This is a genomic window from Sphingobium fuliginis (assembly GCF_004152845.1).
Taxonomy (GTDB): domain Bacteria; phylum Pseudomonadota; class Alphaproteobacteria; order Sphingomonadales; family Sphingomonadaceae; genus Sphingobium; species Sphingobium fuliginis.
The window spans coordinates 71,106-94,088 of the sequence record NZ_SEON01000011.1 but is presented as its reverse complement, the minus strand read 5'-3'; the positions used below and the strand labels follow the sequence as shown (position 1 = coordinate 94,088).

Sequence of the window (22,983 nt, the reverse complement as noted above, 5' to 3'; positions counted from 1 at the left end):
AGCAAGGCGGCGAGCCGGTCATCCCACCTCGCCGCCATCGCAAATATCAGCACCACTATGATCGCATCGCCTACAAACAGCGTTGGGGCATCGAGGGCTTCTTCGCCAAGCTCAAGCAGTGGCGCCGTATCGCAACACGCTATGACAAACTCGCCGCAAACTTCCTCGGCTTCGTCAAACTCGCCAGCATCATGCTATGGCTCAAATGATTAAATCGTCACTACTGCCTAGGCTCCGAAGGCGGCGACGGCTGCCTGATATTCCGATTTCAGTTGCGCGATGAAGGTCGTGGCGGACTGAACCTTGCGGATCGCGCCGATCCCCTGACCCGCGCCCCAGACATCGCGCCACGCCTTCTTGTCGCCGCCCGCGTCGCTGGAGAAATCCATTTCCGACGCCTTGGGCAGCTTGTCGGCGTCCAGACCTGCCGCGGCGATGCTGGGGCGCAGATAATTGCCGAGCACGCCGGTGAAATAATCCGAATAGACGATGTCCGCCGCGCCGCTGTCGACGATCATCTGCTTATAGGCCGGTTCGGCATTGGCCTCCTCCGTCGCGATGAAGGGGGAACCCATATAGGCGAAGTCAGCCCCCATCATCCGCGCGGCCGCGATCGACCGGCCCGTGGCGATCGCGCCCGACAAGGCCAGCGGCCCGTCGAACCAGGCCCGGATTTCCTCCACCAGCGCGAAGGGCGACAGGGTGCCGGCATGCCCGCCCGCCCCCGCCGCGACGGCGATCAGGCCATCCGCGCCTTTCTCGATCGCCTTGCGCGCGAAGACATTGTTGATGACGTCGTGCAGCACGATGCCCCCATAGCTGTGCACCGCCCGGTTCACATCCTCCCGCGCGCCCAGCGACGTGATCACGATGGGCACGCGATATTTGACGCAGAGGGCGAGATCCTCCTCCAGCCGGCTGTTGGTCCTGTGCACGATCAGGTTGACCGCGAAGGGGGCGTCCCTGTCCGTCAGCGCCTCGTTCAATTGCTGGAGCCATTGTTCGAATACCCCGGACGGACGGGCATTGAGCGAGGGAAAGGAACCCACGATCCCGGCACGGCACTGGGCGATCACCAGCGCAGGCTGGGAGATGATGAACATCGGCGAACCGATCAACGGCAGGGACAAACGGCCTTCCAAAAATGCCGGCAAGCTCATGGGCGAAGCCTCTCCTTCATGATTTCCAGGACGGCGCTATCATTTACACGGGCGGCTAAAAAGGCGGAATCTTGGCGCGGTTGGCGGGAGAGCGGCATCTTCCGCAATGCCGTAGGGTCAAGGATGATCGCTCTTCTGATGATTACGGTCCTGCCGAACCGGAAATCGCAGGGTTTGGCGGGAAGGATCAATAAGGGACGTCAGGCACATGATGCTCCCGCGAAGGCAGGAGCCATGGCGGGACCGCCAACGTCCGCCCCCTACCCGCCATGCCCTGGCGGGGCGCGGGGGCGTCAATCCCCCACGATCTTGAGCAGCCGCCGTTCCACCGGCGCGAGTATCCCCTGCAGTTCCGCGCCGCGCTTCAACACGTGCCCGGCCTCCCCGATCAGCGCCCACATGCCCTGGCGGTTGCGCAGGGAGGGGCGTTTTTCGATGCGGAATTCCGGCCGCTCGGCGGAGCGGCGGAAGGCGGAGAAGATCGCGGCTTCGCGCCCCAGGTCGATGGCATAGTCGCGCCAATGGCCCGCCGCGACCATGCGGCCGTAAAGATCCATGATCCGCTGGAGTTCGAGACGATCGAAACCGGTCTGACTGGCCGCCCCCCTTGCACCCTGGGCCGCTTGCGACGGGAACGGCGTCACGTTGCTCATCAGGCGCGGCCACGCTCCTTGACCAGGCGAACGTCATCCACGGGCGCACCGCCCCGTTCGGCAAGCAGTTCGGCCACGCGCTTCTGCAACTGGTCGATTTCAAGCTGGAGCAGTTCCAGCTTCTGCTTTTCCGGATCGACGCAGTCGGAGCATGGCGTGCCATAGGGCAGGAATTCGCGCTGATAGGCCGTCACGTCGACCAGCATGGGCCGCGCGGGAATGCCGACCATGGTCGCGCCTTCCTTCACATCCTTGGTCACCACGGCATTGGCGCCGATGCGGGCGCGGGCGCCGACGCGGACGGGGCCCAGAACCTGAGCGCCGGAACCGACGATCACGCCGTCTTCCAGTGTCGGATGGCGCTTGCCCGCGATGCCGTTGGCGGGATCGGTCCCGCCCAGCGTCACGTTCTGATAGAGGGTGACGTCGTTCCCGATCTCCGCCGTCTCCCCGATCACGGTGAAGCCATGGTCGATGAAGAAGCGCTTGCCGATGCGGGCGCCGGGATGAATGTCGTTGCCGGTCAGGAATCGCGAAAAATGATTCACCGCACGGGCCAGGAAATAGAGCCGCGCGCGGTAGAGGCGGTGCGCCACGCGGTGGAAAGCCAGCGACCAGACGCCCGGATAGAGCAGGATTTCAGCGCGCGAGCGCGGGGCAGGGTCGCGTGATTTGACCGAGTCCAGATAAGCAATAAGATTGCGCAGCATGAAGCGCCCCTGATGAAACCGACCAGACGGTACATAAGCGCAAAAGGATGAATTTTCCAGATGGCGGGCTATTTCGGCTTCGCCCGATAAAACAGAAAGTTTCTTGGCGGCCCGTGATATACCAATCAAGGCGGTAGACAATCATAACAGGAACCAATGAATGATCGACATCTTTATCGCCCATTTCGGCGAAATCCTGCCTTTCATTCTCATCGGTTTCGGCGCCCAGATGATCGACGGCGCTTTGGGCATGGCCTATGGCGTCATTTCCAGCACGCTGCTTCTGGCGCTCGGCGTGCCGCCCAGCAGGGCATCGGCCAGCGTCCATGCGGCGGAAACCTTCACCACCGGGGTGTCGGCCATCAGCCACATCATCCATCGCAATGTCGACTGGCGCCTGTTCGCGCGCCTCATCATTCCGGGCGTGATCGGCGGGGTGGCGGGCGCCTATCTCCTGTCCAATGTGGACGGGGCGATGATCAAGCCGTTCGTCCAGGCCTATCTGACGGCCATCGGCATCTATCTGGTGTGGCGGGGCTTTCATTATCCGCCCCAGGCGCGCAACCCCAAATGGGTGGGGCCCCTGGGCCTGGTCGGCGGCTTCATGGACGCCACCGGCGGCGGCGGCTGGGGGCCCGTGGTGACGTCGAACCTGCTGATCCAGGGGTCTAGCCCCCGGCACACCATCGGCACGGTCAACAGCGTCGAATTCATCCTGACCACCTCCATCAGCATCACATTCCTGCTGCATCTGGGGTGGGAAACCTTCACCACCTACACGGTCGGCCTGCTGATCGGCGGCGTGATCGCGGCCCCGTTCGGCGCGATGCTGGCCCGGCACGTCTCGCCCCGGACGCTGTTCATCGCCGTGGGATCGATCCTGACCCTCACATCCTTGTTCGGCGTGGCCAAATGGCTTGGATATATCGGCTAAGACAATTATATTGGGCTTTCCAATCGAGGAAGGCGATCAATGTCGAGTTACATGCCGACGCTCAAGCAGCTGCAATATCTGGTGGCGCTGAAGGAGCATGGCCATTTCGGCAAGGCGGCGGATAGCTGCTTCGTCACCCAGTCGACGCTGTCGGCCGGCATTCGCGAGCTGGAATCGCTGATCGGCATCACGCTGGTCGAGCGGACGCGCCGGGTGGTGCGGTTCACCGCCCTGGGCGACCGCATCGTGGAAAAGGCGCACCGGGTGCTGCGCGAAGCCGAAGAACTGGCCGCCATTGCCGAAGCGTCGGGAAAGCCGCTGACCGGCGAACTGCGGATGAGCGTCATTCCCACCATCGCGCCCTTCCTGCTCCCTCGCCTGCTGCCCAGGTTGCGGGGCGAACGGCCGGAACTGAAGCTGTACCTGCGGGAGGAAACGACGCAGGCCGCCATCGAATCGCTGCGGCACGGCAATGTGGATTGCGTGCTGCTCGCCCTGCCCTTTCCCACCGGCGAGCTGGACAGCGAATTTCTGTTCCAGGACCGGCTTTATGTCGCCTTTCCCCGGGACGATCCGCGCGATCCGCCCGAATGGATCGCGCCGGAAATGATCGATGAAACCAAGCTGCTGCTGCTGGAGGATGGGCACTGCCTGAAGGATCACGCGCTGGCCGCGTGCAACCGGCCGGAAATCCGGGCGAGCGCCATGATGATGGGCACGTCGTTGCATACGCTGGTGCAGATGGTGGACAATGGCCTGGGCATGACGATCATGCCGGAAATGGCGATTGCGAGCGGCCTGCTCGACCATACGCAGATCACCGCCCGGCCGCTCCGGTCGGAACGGGCCCATCGCGACATCGCCCTGGTGTGGCGCAAGAACAGCCCGCGCGACAAGGAATTCCGGCTGCTGGCGGAATTGCTGCGCGACGCGGCGGACTTGCCGGAGGTCAGCGCGGCGGCCTAGGCTCAGGACCCATTGGCGGGCGATGGCTGGAGAGAAACATGCTGTTCCCGCAAAAGCGGGAACAGGGCAGATTTTTGCTCAACGCTTCCAGCTCTCGGCCTTCGCATCATCCTCGACGCGGGCTTCGACCCATTCCGTCCGGTCCGCGAAATGTTCCTTCTTCCAGAAGGGCGCCCGGGATTTCAGCCAGTCGATGAGGAAGGCGCAAGCCTCCAGCGCGGCGGTGCGGTGGCGCGACGCCGTGCCGACGAACACGATGCGCTCGCCCGGTTCCAGCCGACCGAAGCGATGGATCACCCGAACCCCCAGCAGGGGCCAGCGGTCGCTCGCCTCCGCGACGATGCGTTCGACCTGCGCCATCGTCATCGCCGGATAATGTTCCAGTTCGAGCGCGACCAACCCGCCTTCCCCCCGAACGATGCCGGTGAAGCTGGCTACGCCGCCGCCGCCGCTGGCCTCCAATGCGGCCAGTTCCACCGCCGGATCGAAATCCTCGGCCTGGATGGAGACGCGGTTCATCCGCCCGTGACCGGCGGGAAGATCGCCAGTTCCTTCGCGTCCCCGATCGGGCTGTCCATCGGCACGAAATGCTGGTCCAGCGCCGCGCGCAGCCTGTCCGGCCGGGCGAACGCCTCGGCATAACCGCCGCCCCGCGCGGCCAGCGCGGCGATCAACGTGGCGACGGTGGCATCGGCGGCAGGCCGCTCCACCCGCTCCTCATCCCGGCCGATGGCCTCCCGGACCCAGGCGAAATAGACGAGCGTGAGGTCGGCCATGGTTCAATCCATATGCTTGATGCCGACGCGCAGATAGTCCCAGCCCGTGACCAGCGTCAGTATCGCCGCCGCCCAGAGCGTGGCGATGCCGACCAGTTGCACGAACGGAAATTGCGGTACGGCGCCGGCGAGAATCAGCGCGCCCAGCGCGATGAGCTGGAAGGTCGTCTTCCATTTGGCGAGGCGCGACACCGGCACGGAAACCTGGAGCCCGGCCAGGAATTCGCGCAGGCCCGAAACCGCGATCTCGCGCAGCAGGATGATCATCGCGGCGGCGATATGGATGCCCGAAATGTCGCGCGTGGCCGACAGCATCAGGATCACCGCCCCCACCATGATCTTGTCCGCTATGGGATCGAGGAAGATGCCCAGTTTCGATACGGCGCCCTGAGCGCGGGCGAGGTAGCCGTCGAAATAATCGGTGATCCCCATCAGGCAATATAGCGCGAAGGCCAGCATATAGCCGGTCGTCCAGCGCGCGCCGATCTCCGCCGGCCACAACAGGGCGACCAGCAGCGGCACGGTCAGGATGCGCGAAAGCGTCAGCAGATTGGGCAGCGTCAGCATGGCGGCGGACTGCCACAGTCGGGGCCGGCGCACAAGCGGATGCGCAACATGGGAGAGGACGGACGGCAAGGTTTCGCGCAGAGGGGTTGTGCTGACCCGTCTTCTATCGCTAGACCCCGCCACGCTCATCCACAGCGAAGAAGACCCCCTCGCCCATGCAAGCCTCTCTAAGGCTCCTCAACAAGCGACGTTTTCTGCCGCTTTTCATCACTCAGCTCCTTGGCGCCTTCAACGACAACCTGTTCAAGAACGCGATGGTGCTGTTCGTCGTCTATACCGTCTATAATGACGAGAAGTCGGAAACCTGGTTCAGCGCGCTGGCGACCGGCGTCTTCATCCTGCCCTTCTTCCTGATGTCCGCCCTGTCGGGCCAGCTGGCCGACCAGCGGGACAAGGCGGCGATCATCCGCATCGTCAAGGCCGCCGAAATCGTCATCATGGCGGTCGGCGCGGCCGGGCTGGCGCTGATCTGGAGCGGGATCGCGGTCCACCTGCTCGCCATTCCGCTGCTGCTGGTCGCGCTGTTCGCCATGGGGGTGCATTCGACCTTCTTCGGGCCGATCAAATATGCGATCCTACCCCAGCACCTGCATGACGAGGAAGTGCTGGGCGGAACCGGCCTGGTCGAGGCCGGAACCTATATCGCCATCCTTGCCGGGACCATATTGGCCGGGATTATCCCCGTGCAGGCGGCGGCGGTCTGCATCATCCTGACGGCGGTGATAGGCTGGCTGGCGGGGCGCAACGTGCCCCCCGCGCCGTCGCTGCTGGAGCGGCAACCGATCGATTTCCACATCATCCGATCCTCGATCGCGCTGGTGCGGGGAACGATGCACATCCGGCGGCTCTACCTCGCCATCATGGCGATCAGCTTTTTCTGGGCGGTCGGCACGGTGCTGTTCATCCAGTTCCCGCCGCTGGTCAAGAATGTGCTGAGCGCCGACAAATCCGTCGCCAGCCTGTTCCTGGGCATTTTTTCCATCGGCATCGCCATCGGGTCGGTGGCGATCAACCGGTTGCTGAGCGGCCATGTGTCGGCCCGATATGCGCCCGCCTCCGTCATCGGCATGGGGATCAGCATCGTCGCCTTCCACATCGTTTGCGACCTCTGGATGGCGGGATCGGATGGGAAGATGCTCTCGCTGGCGGGATTCCTCTATCACCCGCTGGCGATCCCGCTGTCGCTCTGCCTGCTCTGCGTGGCGACCTTCGGCGGGATGTTCGTGGTGCCGCTCTACGCCTTCCTCACCACGACGGTCGAAAAATGCGAGGCGGCGCGAACCGTCGCGGCGAACAATATCGTCAATTCAGGGGCGATGGTGCTGGGATCGCTGCTGACCATCAGCCTCAGCATCGCGGGCCTTTCCGTGGTGAACCAGTTGCTGCTGGTGGCGGCGCTGTGCCTGCCCTGCGCATGGATCGCCTGGACGCTGCACAAGGCATGCGATTGACGGTGCGTGGCTGATAAGAAGCGATTAAAAGATAAAGCTGTAGAAGGCCGTGAAGAAGGCACCGAAGCTCAGCACAAACAGTTTCCAGTCATTGTCGTCGGAAACCGGCGGGCGTTCGCGCGCGGCGGGGGCCGGTTCGACGACGCGCAGGACATGGCGCGGCAACCGCTGGCGGAACGGATGGCGCGCCGACTCGCTCGTCAGGACTAGAGGTCTGCTTCTCATGACGCACAGGTTAAGAGATTCTTTACCTTTTGGAATATCGCGATTTAAAGTTAACCCCCGATTGTCCCGCGACGGGACACGCTTGACCGTGTCAGGCAAATAACACAGCATGACCGAAGCGATGAAAGATCCCCTGCCCCTTTCCGACCCTGACGCCCTGCCCCGCGCCTTCGGCGCCGGACCGCCCAGCGCCTTCGCGCCGCCGCGGCCATGGAAGCGCCGGGTGCAGATAGCCGGATGGGTGGTCGCGGCGCTGCTGGCGCTGTTGATGATCCTCATCGCCTGGCTCGCGGTGACGGCGCCCATGTCCCGATCCCTGAAGCCCATCGCGCCCCCCAGCATCAGCCTGATGTCGGCGGACGGCCATCTGATCGCGCGGCGCGGCGCGATCATCGACAAGCCCGTCACCGTCGCGGCCCTGCCCAAGCATGTGCCGCAGGCCTTCATGGCGATCGAGGACCGGCGATTCTATGACCATTGGGGCGTCGATCCACGAGGCATAGCGCGGGCGGCCTGGCACAATCTCTGGTCCAGCGGCTCCTCCCAGGGCGGCAGCACGATCACGCAGCAGCTTGCCAAGGGCGTGTTCCTCTCCAGCGACCGGACCTTCGGGCGCAAGGCGCGGGAGGCGCTGATCGCCTTCTGGCTGGAGGCATGGCTGACCAAGGACCAGATATTGGAGCGCTATCTGTCCAACGTCTATTTCGGGGACAATGTCTATGGCCTGAGGGCCGCGTCCCTGCACTATTTCAACCGCCAGCCGGAACGGTTGACCATCCCCCAGGCGGCGATGCTGGCGGGGTTGCTGAAGGCGCCATCCCGCCTTGCGCCGACCACCAATTTGAAGGGCGCGCGCGACCGCGCCGCCCTGGTGACGCAGGCGATGGTCGAGGCAGGCTACATCACCAAGGCGGAACGCGACGCCCTGCCCCCGGCGCGGCTCAACGTGCATGAAGCGCCCGATCCGACCAGCGGCACCTATTTTGCGGACTGGGTGCTGCCGCAGGCGCGGGACAGGGCCGGCGCGGTCTATGGCGCGCAGAATGTGGCCACCACGCTCGACTGGCGCATCCAGCGGCTGGCGGAGGCCGCGATCCGCCGCGCCCCGCTGGGCAAGGCGCAGGCCGCCCTGGTCGCGATGAAGCCCGATGGCAGCGTGGTCGCGATGGTCGGCGGCAGGAATTACGGCGAAAGCGCCTTCAACCGCGCCGTCCAGGCGAAGCGGCAACCGGGTTCCACCTTCAAGCTGTTCGTCTATCTCGCCGCCTTCCGGGCCGGCATGACGCCCGACGACTTCATCGAGGACACGCCGATCACCACGGGCAGCTATCGCCCGGCCAATCATGGCGGCAAATATCGCGGGCGGATCACATTGCGGCAGGCCTTCGCCGCGTCCAGCAATGTTGCCGCGGTACGGCTGACGCAGAAGGTGGGCGTCGACAATGTCATCAAGGTGGCGCGCGATCTGGGCGTGACGGCCCCCTTGACGGAGGATTTGAGCCTGGCGCTCGGCACGTCGGAAATACCGCTCGTCGAACTGACGGAGGCTTATGCGGCGGTGGCGGCGGGCGCCTATCCGGTGCTGGCGCACGGCCTGCCGCCGGAGGAGCAGGGCTGGTTCGACCGGCTGATGAGCCGCCAGAAGCATTTCAGCGACGACCAGTTGGAGATGATCCGCGACCTCCTGTCCTCCGCCGCCAATCGCGGCACCGGCAGCGCGGCCGCGCTTCGCACCAGCACCTTCGGCAAGACGGGGACGACGCAGGACAGCCGCGACGCGATCTTCGTCGGCTATGCGGGCGGGCTGGTGACGGCGGTGTGGATCGGCAATGACGATAATACGCCCCTGCCCGGCGGCGCGGCGGGCGGCGGCGTGCCCGCCCGCATCTGGCGGACCTTCATGGCGGGCGCGATCAACGAGCCGGTCGAGGATGCGCCGGAGGAAAGCAGGGACAGCGATCTGGTCAACGCCATAGCCAATGTCGCGACGGAGGCCGGGCTCGGCAATATGAGCGTGGGCCTGGATACGGAGGGGGTGACGGTGAATATCGGCGGCGGCCAGCTTCGCCTGCCCATCGACCAGCCGCAGGGGCCGCCGCCCGGCGTGCCCGGACCGCAGCCGGGCGCACCGCAGCCGGGCGCGCCGCCGCCGCGCGTGATCGTTCCGGCCGGTCCCGGGACCACCGATCAACAGCCCTGATGGCGGCGGAATGGATGCGCGCCTGCCTGCGCCGCCACATGCAATATTTTCCCGGCAGCGCCATGCACGACCCCTTCCGCCCTTTCTCCTGAACGCATCCTGCCCTACATGGATCGGAATGAGCGCCCCCCTCTACAACAAGGACATTTTGCGGCTGGCCGCGAACATACCCCATCACAAGCGGCTGCCCGACGCGCAGGCCAGCGTCGAGAAGCGCTCGCCCACTTGCGGGTCGCGCGTGACCGCCGACGTCAGGATGGAAGATGGCCGGCTGGCCGATATGGGGCTGGACGTGAAGGCCTGCGCGCTGGGGCAGGCCTCCGCGGCGCTGATGGCCGCGCAGGCGATCGGCCTCACCGCCGGCGAACTGGCGGAGGCGCGGGACCGGCTGACCGCCTATCTGGCGGGGGAAAGCGATGAGCTGGATTTCTGGCCGGGGCTGGCCGTGCTCGCGCCCGCCCGCGATTATCCGGCCCGCCACGCCTCCATCCGGCTGGGCTTCGAAGCCATTGCCGAAGCCGCGCGCATGGCCGACGCCTGATGCAGGGGCAGACTGGGCCAACTGCTGCGGTACCTGTTTCCGCCACCGATATATTGTTGTCGGAAGGCGTGATCCTGCTGGGCGCGGCAGTGCTGTTCGTCATGCTGTTCCGTCGCCTTGGGCTGGGCGCCGTGCTGGGCTATCTGGTTGCGGGCGCTCTTGTGGGTCCGCAGGGCCTGAGGCTTGTTGGCGGAGCGGAATCGAAGCTCGCCATAGCCGAGATCGGCATCGTGCTGCTGCTGTTCCTGGTGGGCCTCGAACTGCATCCGGCCCGGCTCTGGCGGCTGAAGCGCGACATCTTCGCGCTCGGCATGGCGCAGGTGGTGCTGTGCGGATGCGCGCTGACGGCGATCATCTTCTACACGACCGGCTTCACCTGGGGGGCGGCCATTGCGCTGGGGCTGCCGCTGGCGCTTTCCTCCACGGCGCAGGTGCTGCCCGGCCTCAAGAGCAGCGGCCGGATCAATTCGCCCTTTGGTGAAAAGGTGTTCTCGATCCTGCTGTTCCAGGATCTTTCCATCGTCCCGCTGATCACCATCGTCGCCGCGCTGTCCCGCAACCCGGCCGATGCGGCCGGTCCGCCGGGATGGCTGATGGCGGGCTATACGGTGGCCGCCATCGCCGGGCTGGTCCTGACGGGCCGCTTCATCCTGCGCCCCCTGCTCCATCTGGTCGGGCGGCTGGGGGAGCGGGAGCTGTTCGTCGTCGTCGGCCTGTTCACCGTGCTGGCGGCGGCCGCGCTGATGCACGCGCTGCATCTTTCGACCGCCCTCGGCGCCTTCGTGGCGGGCGTGATGCTGGCCGATTCGCCCTATCGCCATGAGATAGAGGCGGATGTCGAACCCTTTCGCTCGATCCTGCTCGGCCTGTTCTTCCTGGCGGTCGGCATGGTGCTGGACCTGCATGCGGTGGCCGCCAATCCGCTGTTCGTCATCGGCATGGCGGCGATATTGGTGCTGACCAAGGCGGCGCTGATCACCGGCCTTGCCCGATTGTTCGGTATGGAATGGAACCAGGCCATCGGCTCCGGCCTGCTGCTGAGCCAGGGGGGCGAATTCGGCTTCGTGCTGTTCGCGCAGGCGCAGAGCGCCCTGCTGATCGCTCCCCAGGCCGCCAGCCTGTTCAGCGCCATCGTCACCTTCTCCATGGCGACGACGCCCTTCCTGATGCTGTTCGCGCGCAAGCTGGAATTCGCCAGGCCCAAGGCGAAGCCGGACCTGCCCACGCCCGAGGAGGCGCCGCGCGGCACGGCGATCATCGTCGGCTATGGCCGTTTCGGGCAGACCGTCGCGCAGATGCTGATGGGCCATGGCTTCGGCGTCGTGCTGATCGACAAGAAGCCGTCGCAGATCGAAGTGTCCAGCCGCTTCGACATGAAGGTCTATTATGGCGACGGCACGCGCATCGACCTGCTGCGCCGTTCTGGCGCGGAAGAGGCGCGGCTGATCGCCTTCTGCATCGACGATCCTTCGCTCGACGGGCGGGTGCTGGAACCGATAGCCGAGGCTTTTCCGCAGGCGGCGCTGGTGGTACGCGCCTTCGACCGGCGGCAGTTGCTGGCGCTCAAGGACATGGATCTGGCCGGCGTCGTGCGCGAAGTGTTCGAATCCGCCATCTGCATGGGCGTTCTGGCGATGCAGGCGCTTGGCGTTCCGCCGGAAGAGGTCGAGGAAGTGGAGCGTCAATATCGCCGCAATGACGAACAGCGCATGGCGCTCCAGATGGAGCATGGCAATCTGATGGCGGCGAAGGAGCTGATGTATCGGCCCGGCAGGCAAATGCGCCTGCTGGCGCGCGGCGATGGGGAGGAAGAGGCATGATCGCGGTTCTGGCTGCATTATCGGCGGCCGTGGCGATAGCGGCGGGTGCCTTCGGCGCGCATGGCGCGGCCAGCCCGCAGGCGGCGGAGTGGCTGCGCACCGGCGGGCTCTATCAGCTCGTCCATGCGGTGGGCGCGCTCGCCATCATGGGGGTGGCGCGGGGTCCGGCGGCGCTGCATCTTGGCGGAGCGGCGATCTTCGCCTTCACCCTCTACGCCATGGCCCTGGGCGCTCCCAAATGGCTGGGCGCGGTCACGCCCGTCGGAGGGACGCTGATGATCGCCGGCTGGATATGGGCGGCGTGGATCTACTGGCGCGGCTGACGGACCGCGCCCGCCACTTGCCCCCGCATTAACCCAGGCTTAGATTGAACCCATGGCCGACCATCATCATCACGACCATCACGAACCGTCGAGCGACAGTCTCGCGGATGCCGCCCGCGCCACGCTGGAGGCGAGCCAGGAACAATGGACGCCGATGCGCGCGGCCATTTTCGATGCGCTGGCGGCGGAGGAAACCCCCGCATCCGCCTATGACATAGCCGACAGCGTATCCAAAGCGCGGGGCAAGCGGGTGGCGCCCAACAGCGTCTATCGCATCCTCGACCTGTTCGTGAACAACAACATCGCGATGCGGGTGGAAAGCGCCAATGCCTATATCGCCAATGTGCATCCGGGCTGCCATCACGACTGCATCTTCCTGGTATGCACCCGCTGCAGGCAGGCGACGCATGTCGACGACGACAAGGTGACCGACAAGGTCCGCGCAGTGGCCCGGGGCGAGGGTTTTCAGCCGGATCGCCCCGTCATTGAGATATTGGGCATCTGCGCCAAATGCGCCGCGTGATGGCGTTGCGCTTTCGCCCGGAACGGCCCAGAGCATTTTCGAAGCGGATGCGATCTGCTGACTCGGAAAATGCGGCAAGCAGGGAACTTCCTGCGTTCGGGAGTCTATGTCTTTCATGAACGATCGTCCTTCCACCCCGCTGCTCGACCAGGTCGTCTGGCCGGCGGACCTGCGCAAGCTGCAACCGGGCCAGCTTCGGCAACTGGCCGACGAGCTGCGGCAGGAGGTGATTTCCGCCGTCGGCGTGACCGGCGGTCATCTGGGTTCCGGCCTGGGCGTGGTGGAACTGACGACCGCCATCCATTATGTGTTCGATACGCCGAACGACAGGCTGGTCTGGGACGTCGGCCATCAATGCTATCCGCACAAGATCCTGACCGGACGGCGCGACCGCATCCGCACGCTGCGTCAGGGCGGCGGCCTCAGCGGCTTCACCAAGCGGGCGGAGAGCGAGTTCGATCCCTTTGGCGCGGCGCATAGCTCGACCTCGATCAGCGCGGCTCTCGGCTTTGCCGTGGCGAACAGGATGAAGGGTCAGCCCGGCAAGGCGATCGCCGTCATTGGCGACGGCTCCATGTCGGCGGGCATGGCCTATGAGGCGATGAACAATGCGCGGGAGGCCGGAAACCGGCTGATCGTGATCCTGAACGACAACGACATGTCGATCGCGCCGCCGGTCGGCGGGCTGTCGGCCTATCTGGCGCGGCTGGTGTCGAGCCGGGAGTTCCTTGGCCTGCGCGACCTTGCCAAGCGGCTGGCCCGGCGGCTGCCCCGCCCCCTTCACAATGCGGCGCGCAAGACCGACGAGTTCGCGCGCGGCATGGCGATGGGCGGCACGCTGTTCGAGGAACTGGGCTTCTATTATGTCGGCCCCATCGATGGGCATAATCTCGACCAGTTGATCCCGGTGCTGGAGAATGTCCGCGATGCGGCGGAGGGGCCATGCCTCGTCCATGTCGTGACGCAGAAGGGCAAGGGCTATGCCCCGGCGGAGGCGGCGGCGGACAAATATCATGGCGTGCAGAAGTTCGACGTCATCACCGGCGCGCAGGCCAAGGCGCCTCCCGGTCCGCCCAGCTATACCGGCGTCTTCGCCCAGGCGCTGATCGCGGAGGCGGAACGCGACCCGGCGGTATGCGCGATCACCGCCGCCATGCCGTCGGGAACGGGGCTGGACAAGTTCGGCGCCGCCTTTCCCGACCGGACGTTCGACGTCGGCATTGCGGAACAGCATGCCGTGACCTTTGCCGCGGGGCTTGCCGCGCAGGGCATGCGCCCCTTCTGCGCCATCTATTCGACCTTCCTGCAACGCGCCTATGATCAGGTCGTCCATGACGTGGCGATCCAGAATCTGCCGGTGCGCTTCGCCATAGACCGGGCCGGGCTCGTCGGTGCCGACGGATCGACCCATGCGGGCAGTTTCGATGTGACCTATCTTGCCAGCCTGCCCAATTTCGTCGTCATGGCGGCAGCGGACGAGGCGGAACTGGTCCATATGGTCCACACCTGCGCCCTGCACGACGATGGGCCGATTGCGGTGCGCTACCCGCGCGGCAACGGCACGGGCGTCGCCCTGCCCGCCACGCCGGAAAGGCTGGAAATCGGCAAGGGCAGGATCGTGCGGGAAGGACGGCAGGTCGCGATCCTGTCTCTCGGAACCCGGCTGGAGGAGGCGCTGAAGGCGGCGGAAACGCTGGAGGCCAAGGGACTGTCCACGACCGTGGCCGACCTGCGCTTCGCCAAGCCGCTGGACGAAGCGCTGATCCGCAGGTTGCTGACCACGCATGAGGTTGCCGTCACCATAGAGGAAGGCTCGGTCGGCGGGCTGGGCGCGCATGTGCTGACATTGGCAAGCGATCAGGGGTTGATCGACAACGGTCTCAAGCTGCGCACCATGCGCCTGCCCGACATCTTCCAGGATCAGGACAAGCCGGAAAAGCAATATGCCGACGCCCGCCTGGACGCGAGCGCCATAGTCGACACGGTGCTGACGGCCCTGCGTCATAACAGCGCCGGGATCGGAACCGAAGTCCGGGCATAATAAGCAACCAAAAGGTTGCATGATGGAAGTTATGAGTGCATATGGGCAATCCGGAGGTTGCCTATATGCCTGATTCCATCGCCAAGACCATCGAGATCGCCGCCCCTGTCGAAAGGGTGTGGGACGCGCTGATCGATCATGAGAAGTTCGGAAGCTGGTTCCGGGTCGCTCTCGATCACCCCTTTGCCGTGGGGGCGGCTTCGACCGGATATATGACCTATCCGGGATATGAGGATTATCGCTGGGAAGCGCGGGTCGTGGCGATCGAGCCGATGACGCGCTTCGCCTATGAATGGCCGGCGACCGGCGGCGACAAGGAATTGATGGAAAGCGGTGTGGCCGTATCCGAATGGACGCTGGTCGAATTCATGCTGGAGCCGACCGCCCTGGGCACCCGGCTGACGGTCACGGAAAGCGGCTTCGACAAGGTTCCCGAACCCCGGCGAAGCAATGTCATGCGGGATAATGAAGGCGGCTGGGCGGAGCAGGTGAAGAATATTCGCGACTATGCCGAGCATTGACGCTGCCCCAGCCCGACTTTTCGCGGCCTTGGGAGATGCGACGCGGCTGGGCATGATCGGGCGGCTTGCCGATGGCGGAGAGCGTTCGATCGGTCAGTTGGGCCATGGGTTGCCGATCAGCCGCCAGGCGGTGGCCAAGCATCTGGATGTGCTGCTTGGCGCCGGACTCGTCACGCGGACCAGGGCCGGGCGCGAGGCGCTGTTCAGCCTGCGGCCCGAGGGTGTCGCAGAGGCCAGGGACTGGCTCGCCAAGGTCGGCAGTCAATGGGATGGGACTTTGGGCCGGCTCAAGGATTTCGTCGAAAGCCAGCCCTGAATTCCGGTTTTTCCGATTATTGCGGAGTGGCCGCGCGGGCGTCCTGACCGTCGCCTTCGGGGGCGGCGATGATGTCGCGGGTGGTTGCGCCCTTTTCGACCACTTCGGTCGCCGGATCGCCGGCGGAGGAACGAATGCCCGCGGCGGCATTGGCGCGGCCGGCCGCGTTCAGAGTGGCGCTTTCGCCCGGGCTGCGGGCAGCGGGGCCGCCGAACATGGCGTCCATTGCAGCCTTGCTCGAATCGACCGACGCGGCGGCAGGCGTGCCGGGCGCGGGCGGAACCAGCGCGAAATCAGGCGGGATCACGAGCGGAGCCTGGCGCGAAACGGCAAATTCGTCGGGACGCGACCGGTTGAAAAGGCCGCCGCCACCGCCGCAAGCGGACAGCATGGAAATCAGGCCAGCGGCGAGGATCAGTTTACGCATCAGTTCATTGACTCCGTCTTTGCGCCCTTCTCGCGCAGCAGAAGCGCCCGCGCAAGCAGGATCAGCACGCCGAAAGTGATGGCTGCATCGGCCAGGTTGAAAATCAGGAAAGGCCGCCACTCCCCGAAATGCAGGTCGGCATAGTCGACCACATAGCCCAGGCGCATGCGGTCGATGATGTTGCCGATGGCGCCACCCAGGACGAGGCCGAGCGCCGCGACGTCCTGACGCGCCTTTTCGCGCCACATCCACACGGCCACGAAACCCGCGATCAGCATGGTCATGCCGACCAGTATCCAGCGCATCATGTTCGTGTCAGCGTGGAAGAAGCCCATGGAAACGCCGCGATTTTCCAGCCAGCGCAGGCGGAAGATCGGCAGGATTTCAATGCCGTCGTCCATCCGGCTTTTCAGCGCGAGGGGATAGGTGACGGTATATTTGACGAGCTGATCCAGCACGAGCGTGACGGTCGCGACAATCAGGCCCAGAGGGCGATGGTGGTTGACGGGATTTGGCATCAATTAGTGCTCAACCTGCATAACTTGGTCCCCCCGTGCACTGGCAAGCGCTTCATGCTCATGCCGACAAAACCTCGTCGCAGCGGTTGCAGAGCGCGCCGTCTTCCTCGACCTCCGGCAGCAGGCGCCAGCAGCGGCCGCATTTGTGCCAGTCGCTGGGCTTGACGACGATGCCGTCGCCCTTGCCCATTTCGATGCGGGCGACGATGGCGATTTCAGCGAAGTTCACACCGTCACTGGGGACCAGTTCACCCATGGTGACATCGGCTTCCAGGCTGGAGCGGATGACCTTTTCGCGGCGGAGCGGTTCGATGGCTTCGTTGACCTGATCGCGCCGGTTGCGGATCTCCGCCCATTTGTCGTCCAGGCTCTGGTCGAGCCAGGCCGCATCGACGGTCGGCCATTCCAGGAAATGCACGCTTTCTTCGGCATTTGGATAGCGGCTTTGCCACACTTCCTCAGCGGTGAAGGGGATGATCGGCGCGGCGTAGCGGACCAGCGCGTGGAACAGCGTGTCGAGCACGGTGCGGTAGGCGCGGCGCTTCGGGTCCGACTTCGCATCGCAATAGAGGCAGTCCTTGCGGATGTCGAAGAAGAAGGCCGAAAGGTCGCTGTTCGCGAAATCCATCAGTGCGCGGGTGTAGCGGCTGAATTCCAGCCAGTTCTCACTGCCGGCCGCCTTGTCGACCACGCTGCGGAGATCGGCGTCCAGCCTTGCCAGCAGATGGAGCATGTAGCGCTCCAGTTCCGGCATTTCAGCGACGGGCAGCCTTTCCTCTTCGGAAAAGTCGGAAAGCGCGCCCAGCAAGTAACGGAAAGTGTTACGGAGTTTGCGATAGGCGTCGGACGAACCGGCCAGCACTTCCTTGCCGATGCGGACGTCGTCGAAATAGTCGGTGCTGGCGACCCAGACGCGCAGGATGTCGGAGCCGCTTTCGGCAATGACCTTCAGCGGATCGACGACATTGCCGAGGCTCTTCGACATTTTGCGGCCCTGCCCGTCCAGCGCGAAGCCGTGGGTGAGGACGGCGTCATAGGGCGCGCGGCCGCGCGTGCCGCTGCTTTCCAGCAGCGAGGACTGGAACCAGCCGCGATGCTGGTCGGAGCCTTCCAGATAGAGGTCGGCGCGGACGCCTTCGCCGTAACGGCCCTCCACCACGAAGCTGTGGGTCGAGCCGCTGTCGAACCAGACGTCGAGAATGTCGTTCACCACCTCATAGTCGTTGAGGTCGTAATCGGGGCCGAGCAGCGCCTGGTGGTCGGCGCCGAACCACGCATCGGCTCCCGCACCCCTGAACGCTTTGAGGATGCGGGAATTAACTGATTTATCAACCAGATAGTCGCCGGTCTTGCGATGGACGTAGAGGGCGATCGGGACGCCCCATGCGCGCTGGCGGCTGATCACCCAATCCGGGCGGCCCTCCACCATCGAGCGGATGCGGTTGATCGAGCGTTCCGGCACCCAGCGGGTGTGTTCGATGGAGTTGAGGGCGAGTTCGCGCAGGGTAGCGGCGTTGTCGCCCTCACCCTTCCCACTCGCTTGCGTGAGGGGGGCCCTTCCCTCTCCCGCAAGGGGAGAGGGATTCTGGTCCATGGGGATGAACCATTGCGGGGTGCAGCGGAAGATGATCTTCGCCTTGGAGCGCCAGCTATGGGGATAGCTGTGTTTGAAGTCATCGGACGCAGCCAGAAGCCCGCCTGCTTCGCGCAGGTCGGTGCAGATGGGCCCTTCCCTGCCGACGAATTTCGGGTTGATGACGCTGCCCTGGCCGCCCAGCCAGAGCCAGTCTTCGCGATATTTGCCGTCATTTTCGACGGCGAAGACCGGGTTGATGCCGTTCGCCTTGCAGAGCGCGAAGTCGTCCTCGCCATGGTCGGGGGCCATGTGGACGAGGCCGGTGCCCGCGTCGGTGGTAACGAAATCGCCCGCGAGGAACGGGCGGGGCTTGGCGAAAAAGCCACCGAGATGGTGCATCGGGTGGCGGGCGATGGCTCCGGCGAGGTCGGTGCCACGCAGGCTCGCCCAATCTTCTTCGGGATAAGCGAGAACGCCAGGAACGTTACCCTGATCGCCACACCGAGTTAAGAATATGGCAGCAAGTTCCTTTGCTACCAGATAGACGTTTTTGCTCCCGCCCTCCGGCACCAAGACATATTCAATGGCCTCACCATATGCCAGCGCCTGGTTCACTGGAATGGTCCATGGCGTGGTAGTCCAGATAACAGCACTAACCTTGAAGGCGTTATCAATTAAGGTCTGGATTTCCGGCGCATTCGGCGCTTCGACGATCTCGAACGCCACGTCGATCTGGGTCGATACGATGTCCTCATATTCCACTTCCGCCTCGGCCAGCGCGGTCTTTTCGACCGGGGACCACATGACGGGCTTCGCGCCGCGATAGAGTTGGCCGCTTTCCGCGAATTTCAGCAGTTCGCCGGCGATGGTCGCCTCCGCGTCGAACTTCATGGTGAGATAGGGATCGTCCCAGTCGCCCATGACGCCAAGGCGCTTGAACTGTTCCTTCTGCACGCCGACCCACTTGTCGGCATAGGCGCGGCATTCGGCGCGGAATTCCTGGGCCGGAACCTCGTCCTTGTTCTGCTTCTTCTTGCGATATTCCTCCTCGATCTTCCATTCGATGGGAAGGCCGTGGCAGTCCCAGCCGGGGATATAGGGCGCGTCATAGCCCAGCAGCGACTGGCTGCGGACGATGATGTCCTTCAGCACCTTGTTCATCGCATGGCCCATATGAATGTCGCCATTGGCATAGGGCGGGCCGTCGTGGAGGATGAAGCGCCGGCGGCCCTTCCGCCGTTCCCGCAGCTTGCCGTAGAGGTCCATTTCCTCCCAGTGGGCCAGGATCGCCGGTTCCTTCTGCGCGAGGCCCGCCTTCATCGGGAAGTCGGTGACGGGCAGGAAGACGGTGCTCTTGTAATCCTGGGTTTCTTGGCGAGGCTGATCGGTCATTTTGGGTCCGGCGGTGAAATAATCCGTTCGTTCCGGCCTGCCGAACGATCGCGCTCTTCCTCAAGGAAAGAAAAGGGCTTCGACAGGCTCAGCCCGAACGGGTGAGAAATATGCCCGGTGCATTAGGCGAGGTGCGGCGTTCCCGCAAGGATTTGCCGCGCATCGTCGCAATCCTTCGCGATGGCGGCCATCAACGCGTCGAGGCCGTCATATTTCGCTTCAGGACGAAGATAGTGGATCAGTTGAACCTCGATCCGCTGGTCGTAGAGATTTTCGGCGAAGTCGAGGAAATGTGGCTCCAACAATTCCTTGGGCGGATCGAAGCTGGGACGGATGCCGAGATTGGCCGCACCGTCCAGCACGCGCCCGTCGGCCAGCAGCCCGCGCACGGCGTAGATCCCATAGGCCGGGCGCAGATAATGGCCAAGATCGATATTGGCCGTTGGAAAGCCGATGGTGCGGCCGAGCTTGTCGCCATGCTGGACCACGCCTTCAATGGCGAAGGGGCGGGTCAGCAGGCGGGTGGCGGTCGCGCAGTCGCCGGACTGGAGCGCCTTGCGGATGCGGGTGGAGGAGATGATCTCCCCATCCGCGCCGGTGACCGGGGGTACGGCTTCGGCGGCAAGGCCGAGCGGCGCGCCCAGTTGCGCAAGGCTCCGCGTGGAGCCCGCGCGGTCCTTGCCGAAGGTGAAATCCTCCCCCGTCACGACTCCGGCTACGCCCCAGTCGACCAGCAGGCGAACGAAGGAGAGCGGGTCCAGCGCGGCCAGTTCGCGGGTGAAATCGAACACCAGCATCGCGTCGGCGCCCGCGCGGGCGAAGAGGCGTTCCCGCTGGTCGAGGGTGGTCAGGCGGAACCAGGGGGTTTCCGGGCGAAAGAGCCGCATCGGATGCGGGTCGAATGTGGCGATGACAGCGGGCCTGCCCTGCGCGCGGGCAAGCTCTATGGCCCGGCGGGCCACGGCCTGATGCCCGGCATGAAATCCGTCGAAATTCCCCAGCGCCATGATGCTGCCGCGCAGATGCGCGGGCATCGGGGCGCCGCTGTGCAGCCGCTCCATGAGGGGCGCTATAGGGATGCGTCCGGCCGCTGGCAATGCGCGGCGGCGCGGAGGAAAGTGACGAAGCTGTAGGCGGGGCGGCCATTTTCGGCGGGATGGTCCTGCCGGGCGACTTCCCGCCAGTCGGCGGGATCGGGATAGGCGATACGGGTGTCGCCTTCCGCATCCACATGGACCTCTGTGAGTTCGATGCGATGGGCGAAAGGCAGGAAGAGGCTGTAGATTTCCGCGCCGCCGATGACGGTGACGGTGGGCGATGCGGCCGTGGCTATGGCGTCCCGCGGGCTGTGGGCGGTTTCGGCGCCCTCCCCCCTCCATGCGCTGTCGCGGGTCAGGACGATATGGCGGCGGCCGGGCAGCAGGCCGGGAAGGCTGTCGAAGGTCTTGCGGCCCATGATCATCGGGTGGCCGAGGGTAAGCGCCTTGAAATGCCGGAGGTCGGCGGGCAGGCGCCAGGGCAGGTCGCCGTCCCGGCCGATCACGCCATTGTCGGCGCGGGCCAGGATGAGGAGGATTTCGGCGGTGGGACTGGTCATGCGGTTCGGGCCAATATTTGATCGATCACGACACCCATCCTGCGTTCGGTCGGAGCCTTTCGAAGCCCCCATCGCCTCCCCTTTAAAGAGAAGTGAAGCCCTTCGACAAGCTCAGGGCGAACGATGAGAGGTTAGAGGGTCAGGCGGGTGACATGACCCATCTTGCGCCCGGGGCGGGCTTCATGCTTGCCGTAGAGGTGCAGGTGATTGGCCGGATCGGACAGGATCTGCAGCCAGTCATTGGCCTCGACGCCGATCAGGTTGCGCATCTCCACCTTCGTCGCGGCGAGGCCGGTGTCGCCCAGCGGCAGGCCGCAGATCGCGCGGACATGATTTTCGAACTGGCTCGTCACCGCTCCTTCGATGGTCCAGTGGCCGCTATTGTGGACGCGCGGGGCCATTTCGTTGAAGACCGGGCCATCGGCGCTGGCGAAATATTCCAGCGTCAGGACGCCGACATAGTCGAGCGCGTCTGCGACTTTCGACGCCAGGGCGCGGGCTTCGGCAAGCTGGCCTTCGATCCGCGCGCCGGCGGGAACCGTCGAACTGTCGAGAATGCCGTCCCTGTGGACGTTGGCGGCGCTGTCCCAGAAGCGGATGTCGCCATGGGCGCCGCGCACGAGGATGACGGAGAATTCCTCCGCAAAGGTGACGAAGCCTTCGAGGATGGCGCTCTGGCGGCCAATGGCGTTCCACGCGCCGACCGCATCGCCGGGATCGGAGAGGCGCGCCTGCCCCTTTCCGTCATAGCCCATGCGGTTGGTCTTGAGGATCGCCCTGCTGCCGATCTGGTCCAGCGCCTCTTCGAGATCGTCCAGGCTTTCGACCGGGGCGAAGGGCGCGGTGAGGCCGCCCAGGTCGCAGACGAAGCGCTTTTCCGCGAGGCGGTCCTGCGCCACGCGGAGCGCCTCCGCGCCGGGGCGGACGAGACCGTGGGTGGCGAGGACTTCGACCGCCGAGGGGTCGATATTCTCGAACTCATAGGTGACGACGTCGACGCTGTCTGCGAAGGCCGCCAGTGCGTCGGCATCCTCATAGGCGCCCTGCGTCCAGCGGGGAGAGACGTCGGCGGCGGGGCCGCTCGATTCCGGGGCGTAGATGTGCGTGCGATAGCCAAGCTGCGCGGCGGCGATGGCGATCATCCGGCCCAACTGGCCGCCGCCTAATATGCCGATGGTGGAGCCGGGCGGGATGATGGTCATCTTATTCGGGGGTGTCCGCTACGTCGTTGGTCTGCTTTTCCCGCCAGGCGTCGAGGCGCTGCGCCAGCGCTTCGTCGGTGGTGGCGAGGATCGAGGCGGCGAAGAGCGCGGCGTTGATCGCGCCGGGCTTGCCGATGGCAAGCGTGCCGACCGGAACGCCGCCGGGCATCTGGACGATGGAAAGCAGGCTGTCCATGCCCTTCAGCGCCTTGGACTCCACAGGCACGCCCAGCACTGGCAGGCGCGTCATGGAGGCGGCCATGCCGGGAAGGTGCGCGGCGCCACCGGCTCCGGCGATGATGACTTTCAGGCCCCGGCCGACCGCGCCGGTGGCATAGTCGTAGAGGCGCTGAGGAGTGCGGTGGGCGGAGACGACCTTGCATTCATGGGCGACGCCGAGGGCCTCCAGCGTGTCCGCCGCGTGGCGCATCGTTTCCCAGTCGGATCGGCTGCCCATGATGATGCCGACTTGCACGGCTTCGAGTGCCCCGGTCATTTCGCTTCGCACTTTCCCTGATATGCGGAAAGCAAAGCCCCTTAGCGG

The 22,983-nt window shown here is 65.0% G+C and carries 26 protein-coding genes; 12 read left to right on the top strand and 14 right to left on the bottom strand.

The window, feature by feature from the left end; genetic code table 11:
* Nucleotides 1–209: transposase (locus EWH10_RS20485; RefSeq protein ID WP_165363345.1), on the top strand; the 209-nt coding region annotated here is incomplete at its 5' end.
* An 18-nt stretch (nt 210–227) separates the two neighbouring features.
* Here the strand turns inward: EWH10_RS20485 and EWH10_RS20480 are convergent.
* The 3 genes from EWH10_RS20480 to epsC form a co-directional block, all read right to left on the bottom strand.
* Nucleotides 228–1,160 carry an NAD(P)H-dependent flavin oxidoreductase gene (locus EWH10_RS20480; protein ID WP_044662490.1) on the bottom strand — a complete coding sequence of 311 codons (933 nt, stop codon included), beginning with the start codon at nt 1,158–1,160 and terminating at the stop codon, nt 228–230.
* A 293-nt stretch (nt 1,161–1,453) separates the two neighbouring features.
* Nucleotides 1,454–1,813: a DUF2794 domain-containing protein gene (locus EWH10_RS20475; protein WP_044662491.1), complete on the bottom strand. Its 360-nt coding sequence runs from the start codon at nt 1,811–1,813 to the stop codon at nt 1,454–1,456.
* A complete protein-coding gene (gene epsC, locus EWH10_RS20470) occupies nt 1,813–2,523 on the bottom strand; it encodes a serine O-acetyltransferase EpsC (RefSeq protein WP_044662492.1) in 711 nt (236 codons plus the stop codon). Before epsC ends, EWH10_RS20475 begins: the two co-directional genes overlap by 1 nt.
* A 160-nt stretch (nt 2,524–2,683) precedes the next feature.
* Between epsC and EWH10_RS20465 the strand changes: the two genes are divergently transcribed.
* Both EWH10_RS20465 and EWH10_RS20460 read left to right on the top strand, forming a co-directional pair.
* Nucleotides 2,684–3,457 (top strand): sulfite exporter TauE/SafE family protein, encoded by a 774-nt coding sequence (locus tag EWH10_RS20465; protein ID WP_044662493.1) that lies wholly within the window; start codon nt 2,684–2,686, stop codon nt 3,455–3,457.
* A 39-nt stretch (nt 3,458–3,496) separates the two neighbouring features.
* Complete coding sequence (locus tag EWH10_RS20460; protein WP_025550038.1) at nt 3,497–4,423, top strand: hydrogen peroxide-inducible genes activator; 927 nt, start codon at nt 3,497–3,499, stop codon at nt 4,421–4,423.
* A gap of 78 nt (nt 4,424–4,501) precedes the next feature.
* Here EWH10_RS20460 and EWH10_RS20455 read toward each other — a convergent pair whose 3' ends face one another.
* Genes EWH10_RS20455 through pgsA form a run of 3 tightly spaced genes read right to left on the bottom strand, consistent with a single transcriptional unit; the run spans nt 4,502 to nt 5,766 of the window.
* Nucleotides 4,502–4,942, bottom strand: a complete 441-nt coding sequence (locus tag EWH10_RS20455; RefSeq protein ID WP_044662494.1) for a molybdenum cofactor biosynthesis protein MoaE — start codon at nt 4,940–4,942, stop codon at nt 4,502–4,504.
* The gene (gene moaD, locus EWH10_RS20450) at nt 4,939–5,199 is read right to left on the bottom strand and encodes a molybdopterin converting factor subunit 1 (protein ID WP_044662495.1); all 261 of its coding nucleotides are present in this window, start codon (nt 5,197–5,199) and stop codon (nt 4,939–4,941) included. Before moaD ends, EWH10_RS20455 begins: the two co-directional genes overlap by 4 nt.
* Before the next feature lie 3 nt (nt 5,200–5,202).
* Nucleotides 5,203–5,766: a CDP-diacylglycerol--glycerol-3-phosphate 3-phosphatidyltransferase gene (gene pgsA, locus EWH10_RS20445; protein ID WP_025550041.1), complete on the bottom strand. Its 564-nt coding sequence runs from the start codon at nt 5,764–5,766 to the stop codon at nt 5,203–5,205.
* Between the two features lie 155 nt (nt 5,767–5,921).
* Between pgsA and EWH10_RS20440 the strand changes: the two genes are divergently transcribed.
* Entirely contained in the window at nt 5,922–7,217 is a 1,296-nt protein-coding gene (locus EWH10_RS20440; RefSeq protein WP_044662496.1) for an MFS transporter, read from the top strand.
* Between the two features lie 24 nt (nt 7,218–7,241).
* Here EWH10_RS20440 and EWH10_RS20435 read toward each other — a convergent pair whose 3' ends face one another.
* Nucleotides 7,242–7,442 (bottom strand): hypothetical protein, encoded by a 201-nt coding sequence (locus EWH10_RS20435; RefSeq protein ID WP_025550043.1) that lies wholly within the window; start codon nt 7,440–7,442, stop codon nt 7,242–7,244.
* Nucleotides 7,443–7,551: 109 nt separating this feature from the next.
* Between EWH10_RS20435 and EWH10_RS20430 the strand changes: the two genes are divergently transcribed.
* The 8 genes from EWH10_RS20430 to EWH10_RS20395 all read left to right on the top strand — a co-directional run bounded on the left by EWH10_RS20430 (nt 7,552) and on the right by EWH10_RS20395 (nt 15,727).
* A complete protein-coding gene (locus EWH10_RS20430; RefSeq protein ID WP_044662497.1) occupies nt 7,552–9,642 on the top strand; it encodes a transglycosylase domain-containing protein in 2,091 nt (696 codons plus the stop codon).
* A 118-nt stretch (nt 9,643–9,760) separates the two neighbouring features.
* Nucleotides 9,761–10,183 carry an iron-sulfur cluster assembly scaffold protein gene (locus tag EWH10_RS20425; RefSeq protein WP_025550045.1) on the top strand — a complete coding sequence of 141 codons (423 nt, stop codon included), beginning with the start codon at nt 9,761–9,763 and terminating at the stop codon, nt 10,181–10,183.
* Nucleotides 10,183–12,003, top strand: a complete 1,821-nt coding sequence (locus EWH10_RS20420) for a monovalent cation:proton antiporter-2 (CPA2) family protein (protein WP_048578048.1) — start codon at nt 10,183–10,185, stop codon at nt 12,001–12,003. The genes EWH10_RS20425 and EWH10_RS20420 overlap by 1 nt, the downstream gene beginning before the upstream one ends.
* Nucleotides 12,000–12,326, top strand: a complete 327-nt coding sequence (locus EWH10_RS20415; RefSeq protein ID WP_025550047.1) for a DUF423 domain-containing protein — start codon at nt 12,000–12,002, stop codon at nt 12,324–12,326. The genes EWH10_RS20420 and EWH10_RS20415 overlap by 4 nt, the downstream gene beginning before the upstream one ends.
* 52 nt (nt 12,327–12,378) lie before the next feature.
* A complete protein-coding gene (locus tag EWH10_RS20410; protein WP_025550048.1) occupies nt 12,379–12,849 on the top strand; it encodes a Fur family transcriptional regulator in 471 nt (156 codons plus the stop codon).
* Nucleotides 12,850–12,955: 106 nt separating this feature from the next.
* Complete coding sequence (gene dxs, locus EWH10_RS20405) at nt 12,956–14,890, top strand: 1-deoxy-D-xylulose-5-phosphate synthase (RefSeq protein ID WP_170825588.1); 1,935 nt, start codon at nt 12,956–12,958, stop codon at nt 14,888–14,890.
* Nucleotides 14,891–14,955: 65 nt separating this feature from the next.
* Nucleotides 14,956–15,411: an SRPBCC family protein gene (locus tag EWH10_RS20400; RefSeq protein WP_044663173.1), complete on the top strand. Its 456-nt coding sequence runs from the start codon at nt 14,956–14,958 to the stop codon at nt 15,409–15,411.
* A complete protein-coding gene (locus EWH10_RS20395; RefSeq protein WP_044662499.1) occupies nt 15,398–15,727 on the top strand; it encodes an ArsR/SmtB family transcription factor in 330 nt (109 codons plus the stop codon). The genes EWH10_RS20400 and EWH10_RS20395 overlap by 14 nt, the downstream gene beginning before the upstream one ends.
* Before the next feature lie 16 nt (nt 15,728–15,743).
* On the opposite strand, the gene EWH10_RS20390 is transcribed toward EWH10_RS20395, so the two are convergent.
* From EWH10_RS20390 to purE, 7 genes are all read right to left on the bottom strand, one after another.
* The gene (locus EWH10_RS20390) at nt 15,744–16,154 is read right to left on the bottom strand and encodes a DUF3035 domain-containing protein (RefSeq protein WP_025550052.1); all 411 of its coding nucleotides are present in this window, start codon (nt 16,152–16,154) and stop codon (nt 15,744–15,746) included.
* Entirely contained in the window at nt 16,154–16,672 is a 519-nt protein-coding gene (gene lspA / locus EWH10_RS20385; RefSeq protein ID WP_044662500.1) for a signal peptidase II, read from the bottom strand. The genes EWH10_RS20390 and lspA overlap by 1 nt, the downstream gene beginning before the upstream one ends.
* Before the next feature lie 58 nt (nt 16,673–16,730).
* Nucleotides 16,731–19,640: an isoleucine--tRNA ligase gene (gene ileS, locus EWH10_RS20380; RefSeq protein WP_065846208.1), complete on the bottom strand. Its 2,910-nt coding sequence runs from the start codon at nt 19,638–19,640 to the stop codon at nt 16,731–16,733.
* Between the two features lie 122 nt (nt 19,641–19,762).
* Complete coding sequence (locus EWH10_RS20375; RefSeq protein WP_044662502.1) at nt 19,763–20,701, bottom strand: bifunctional riboflavin kinase/FAD synthetase; 939 nt, start codon at nt 20,699–20,701, stop codon at nt 19,763–19,765.
* Between the two features lie 8 nt (nt 20,702–20,709).
* The gene (locus EWH10_RS20370) at nt 20,710–21,237 is read right to left on the bottom strand and encodes a dihydrofolate reductase (protein ID WP_044662503.1); all 528 of its coding nucleotides are present in this window, start codon (nt 21,235–21,237) and stop codon (nt 20,710–20,712) included.
* A gap of 131 nt (nt 21,238–21,368) precedes the next feature.
* Nucleotides 21,369–22,439, bottom strand: coding sequence for a 5-(carboxyamino)imidazole ribonucleotide synthase (locus tag EWH10_RS20365; protein ID WP_044662504.1), 1,071 nt, complete (start codon nt 22,437–22,439; stop codon nt 21,369–21,371).
* Nucleotide 22,440: 1 nt separating this feature from the next.
* Nucleotides 22,441–22,935 (bottom strand): 5-(carboxyamino)imidazole ribonucleotide mutase, encoded by a 495-nt coding sequence (purE, locus tag EWH10_RS20360; protein WP_044662505.1) that lies wholly within the window; start codon nt 22,933–22,935, stop codon nt 22,441–22,443.
* Nucleotides 22,936–22,983: the final 48 nt, after the last annotated feature.

Bases quoted from the DNA above. Each gene is read 5' to 3' on its own strand.
- EWH10_RS20480 (WP_044662490.1), bottom strand. From the start codon at position 1,160: ATGAGCTTGCCGGCATTTTTGGAAGGCCGTTTGTCCCTGCCGTTGATC.
- EWH10_RS20475 (WP_044662491.1), bottom strand. From the start codon at position 1,813: ATGAGCAACGTGACGCCGTTCCCGTCGCAAGCGGCCCAGGGTGCAAGG.
- epsC (WP_044662492.1), bottom strand. From the start codon at position 2,523: ATGCTGCGCAATCTTATTGCTTATCTGGACTCGGTCAAATCACGCGAC.
- EWH10_RS20465 (WP_044662493.1), top strand. From the start codon at position 2,684: ATGATCGACATCTTTATCGCCCATTTCGGCGAAATCCTGCCTTTCATT.
- EWH10_RS20460 (WP_025550038.1), top strand. From the start codon at position 3,497: ATGTCGAGTTACATGCCGACGCTCAAGCAGCTGCAATATCTGGTGGCG.
- EWH10_RS20455 (WP_044662494.1), bottom strand. From the start codon at position 4,942: ATGAACCGCGTCTCCATCCAGGCCGAGGATTTCGATCCGGCGGTGGAA.
- moaD (WP_044662495.1), bottom strand. From the start codon at position 5,199: ATGGCCGACCTCACGCTCGTCTATTTCGCCTGGGTCCGGGAGGCCATC.
- pgsA (WP_025550041.1), bottom strand. From the start codon at position 5,766: ATGCTGACGCTGCCCAATCTGCTGACGCTTTCGCGCATCCTGACCGTG.
- EWH10_RS20440 (WP_044662496.1), top strand. From the start codon at position 5,922: ATGCAAGCCTCTCTAAGGCTCCTCAACAAGCGACGTTTTCTGCCGCTT.
- EWH10_RS20435 (WP_025550043.1), bottom strand. From the start codon at position 7,442: ATGAGAAGCAGACCTCTAGTCCTGACGAGCGAGTCGGCGCGCCATCCG.
- EWH10_RS20430 (WP_044662497.1), top strand. From the start codon at position 7,552: ATGACCGAAGCGATGAAAGATCCCCTGCCCCTTTCCGACCCTGACGCC.
- EWH10_RS20425 (WP_025550045.1), top strand. From the start codon at position 9,761: ATGAGCGCCCCCCTCTACAACAAGGACATTTTGCGGCTGGCCGCGAAC.
- EWH10_RS20420 (WP_048578048.1), top strand. From the start codon at position 10,183: ATGCAGGGGCAGACTGGGCCAACTGCTGCGGTACCTGTTTCCGCCACC.
- EWH10_RS20415 (WP_025550047.1), top strand. From the start codon at position 12,000: ATGATCGCGGTTCTGGCTGCATTATCGGCGGCCGTGGCGATAGCGGCG.
- EWH10_RS20410 (WP_025550048.1), top strand. From the start codon at position 12,379: ATGGCCGACCATCATCATCACGACCATCACGAACCGTCGAGCGACAGT.
- dxs (WP_170825588.1), top strand. From the start codon at position 12,956: ATGTCTTTCATGAACGATCGTCCTTCCACCCCGCTGCTCGACCAGGTC.
- EWH10_RS20400 (WP_044663173.1), top strand. From the start codon at position 14,956: ATGCCTGATTCCATCGCCAAGACCATCGAGATCGCCGCCCCTGTCGAA.
- EWH10_RS20395 (WP_044662499.1), top strand. From the start codon at position 15,398: ATGCCGAGCATTGACGCTGCCCCAGCCCGACTTTTCGCGGCCTTGGGA.
- EWH10_RS20390 (WP_025550052.1), bottom strand. From the start codon at position 16,154: ATGCGTAAACTGATCCTCGCCGCTGGCCTGATTTCCATGCTGTCCGCT.
- lspA (WP_044662500.1), bottom strand. From the start codon at position 16,672: ATGCCAAATCCCGTCAACCACCATCGCCCTCTGGGCCTGATTGTCGCG.
- ileS (WP_065846208.1), bottom strand. From the start codon at position 19,640: ATGACCGATCAGCCTCGCCAAGAAACCCAGGATTACAAGAGCACCGTC.
- EWH10_RS20375 (WP_044662502.1), bottom strand. From the start codon at position 20,701: ATGGAGCGGCTGCACAGCGGCGCCCCGATGCCCGCGCATCTGCGCGGC.
- EWH10_RS20370 (WP_044662503.1), bottom strand. From the start codon at position 21,237: ATGACCAGTCCCACCGCCGAAATCCTCCTCATCCTGGCCCGCGCCGAC.
- EWH10_RS20365 (WP_044662504.1), bottom strand. From the start codon at position 22,439: ATGACCATCATCCCGCCCGGCTCCACCATCGGCATATTAGGCGGCGGC.
- purE (WP_044662505.1), bottom strand. From the start codon at position 22,935: ATGACCGGGGCACTCGAAGCCGTGCAAGTCGGCATCATCATGGGCAGC.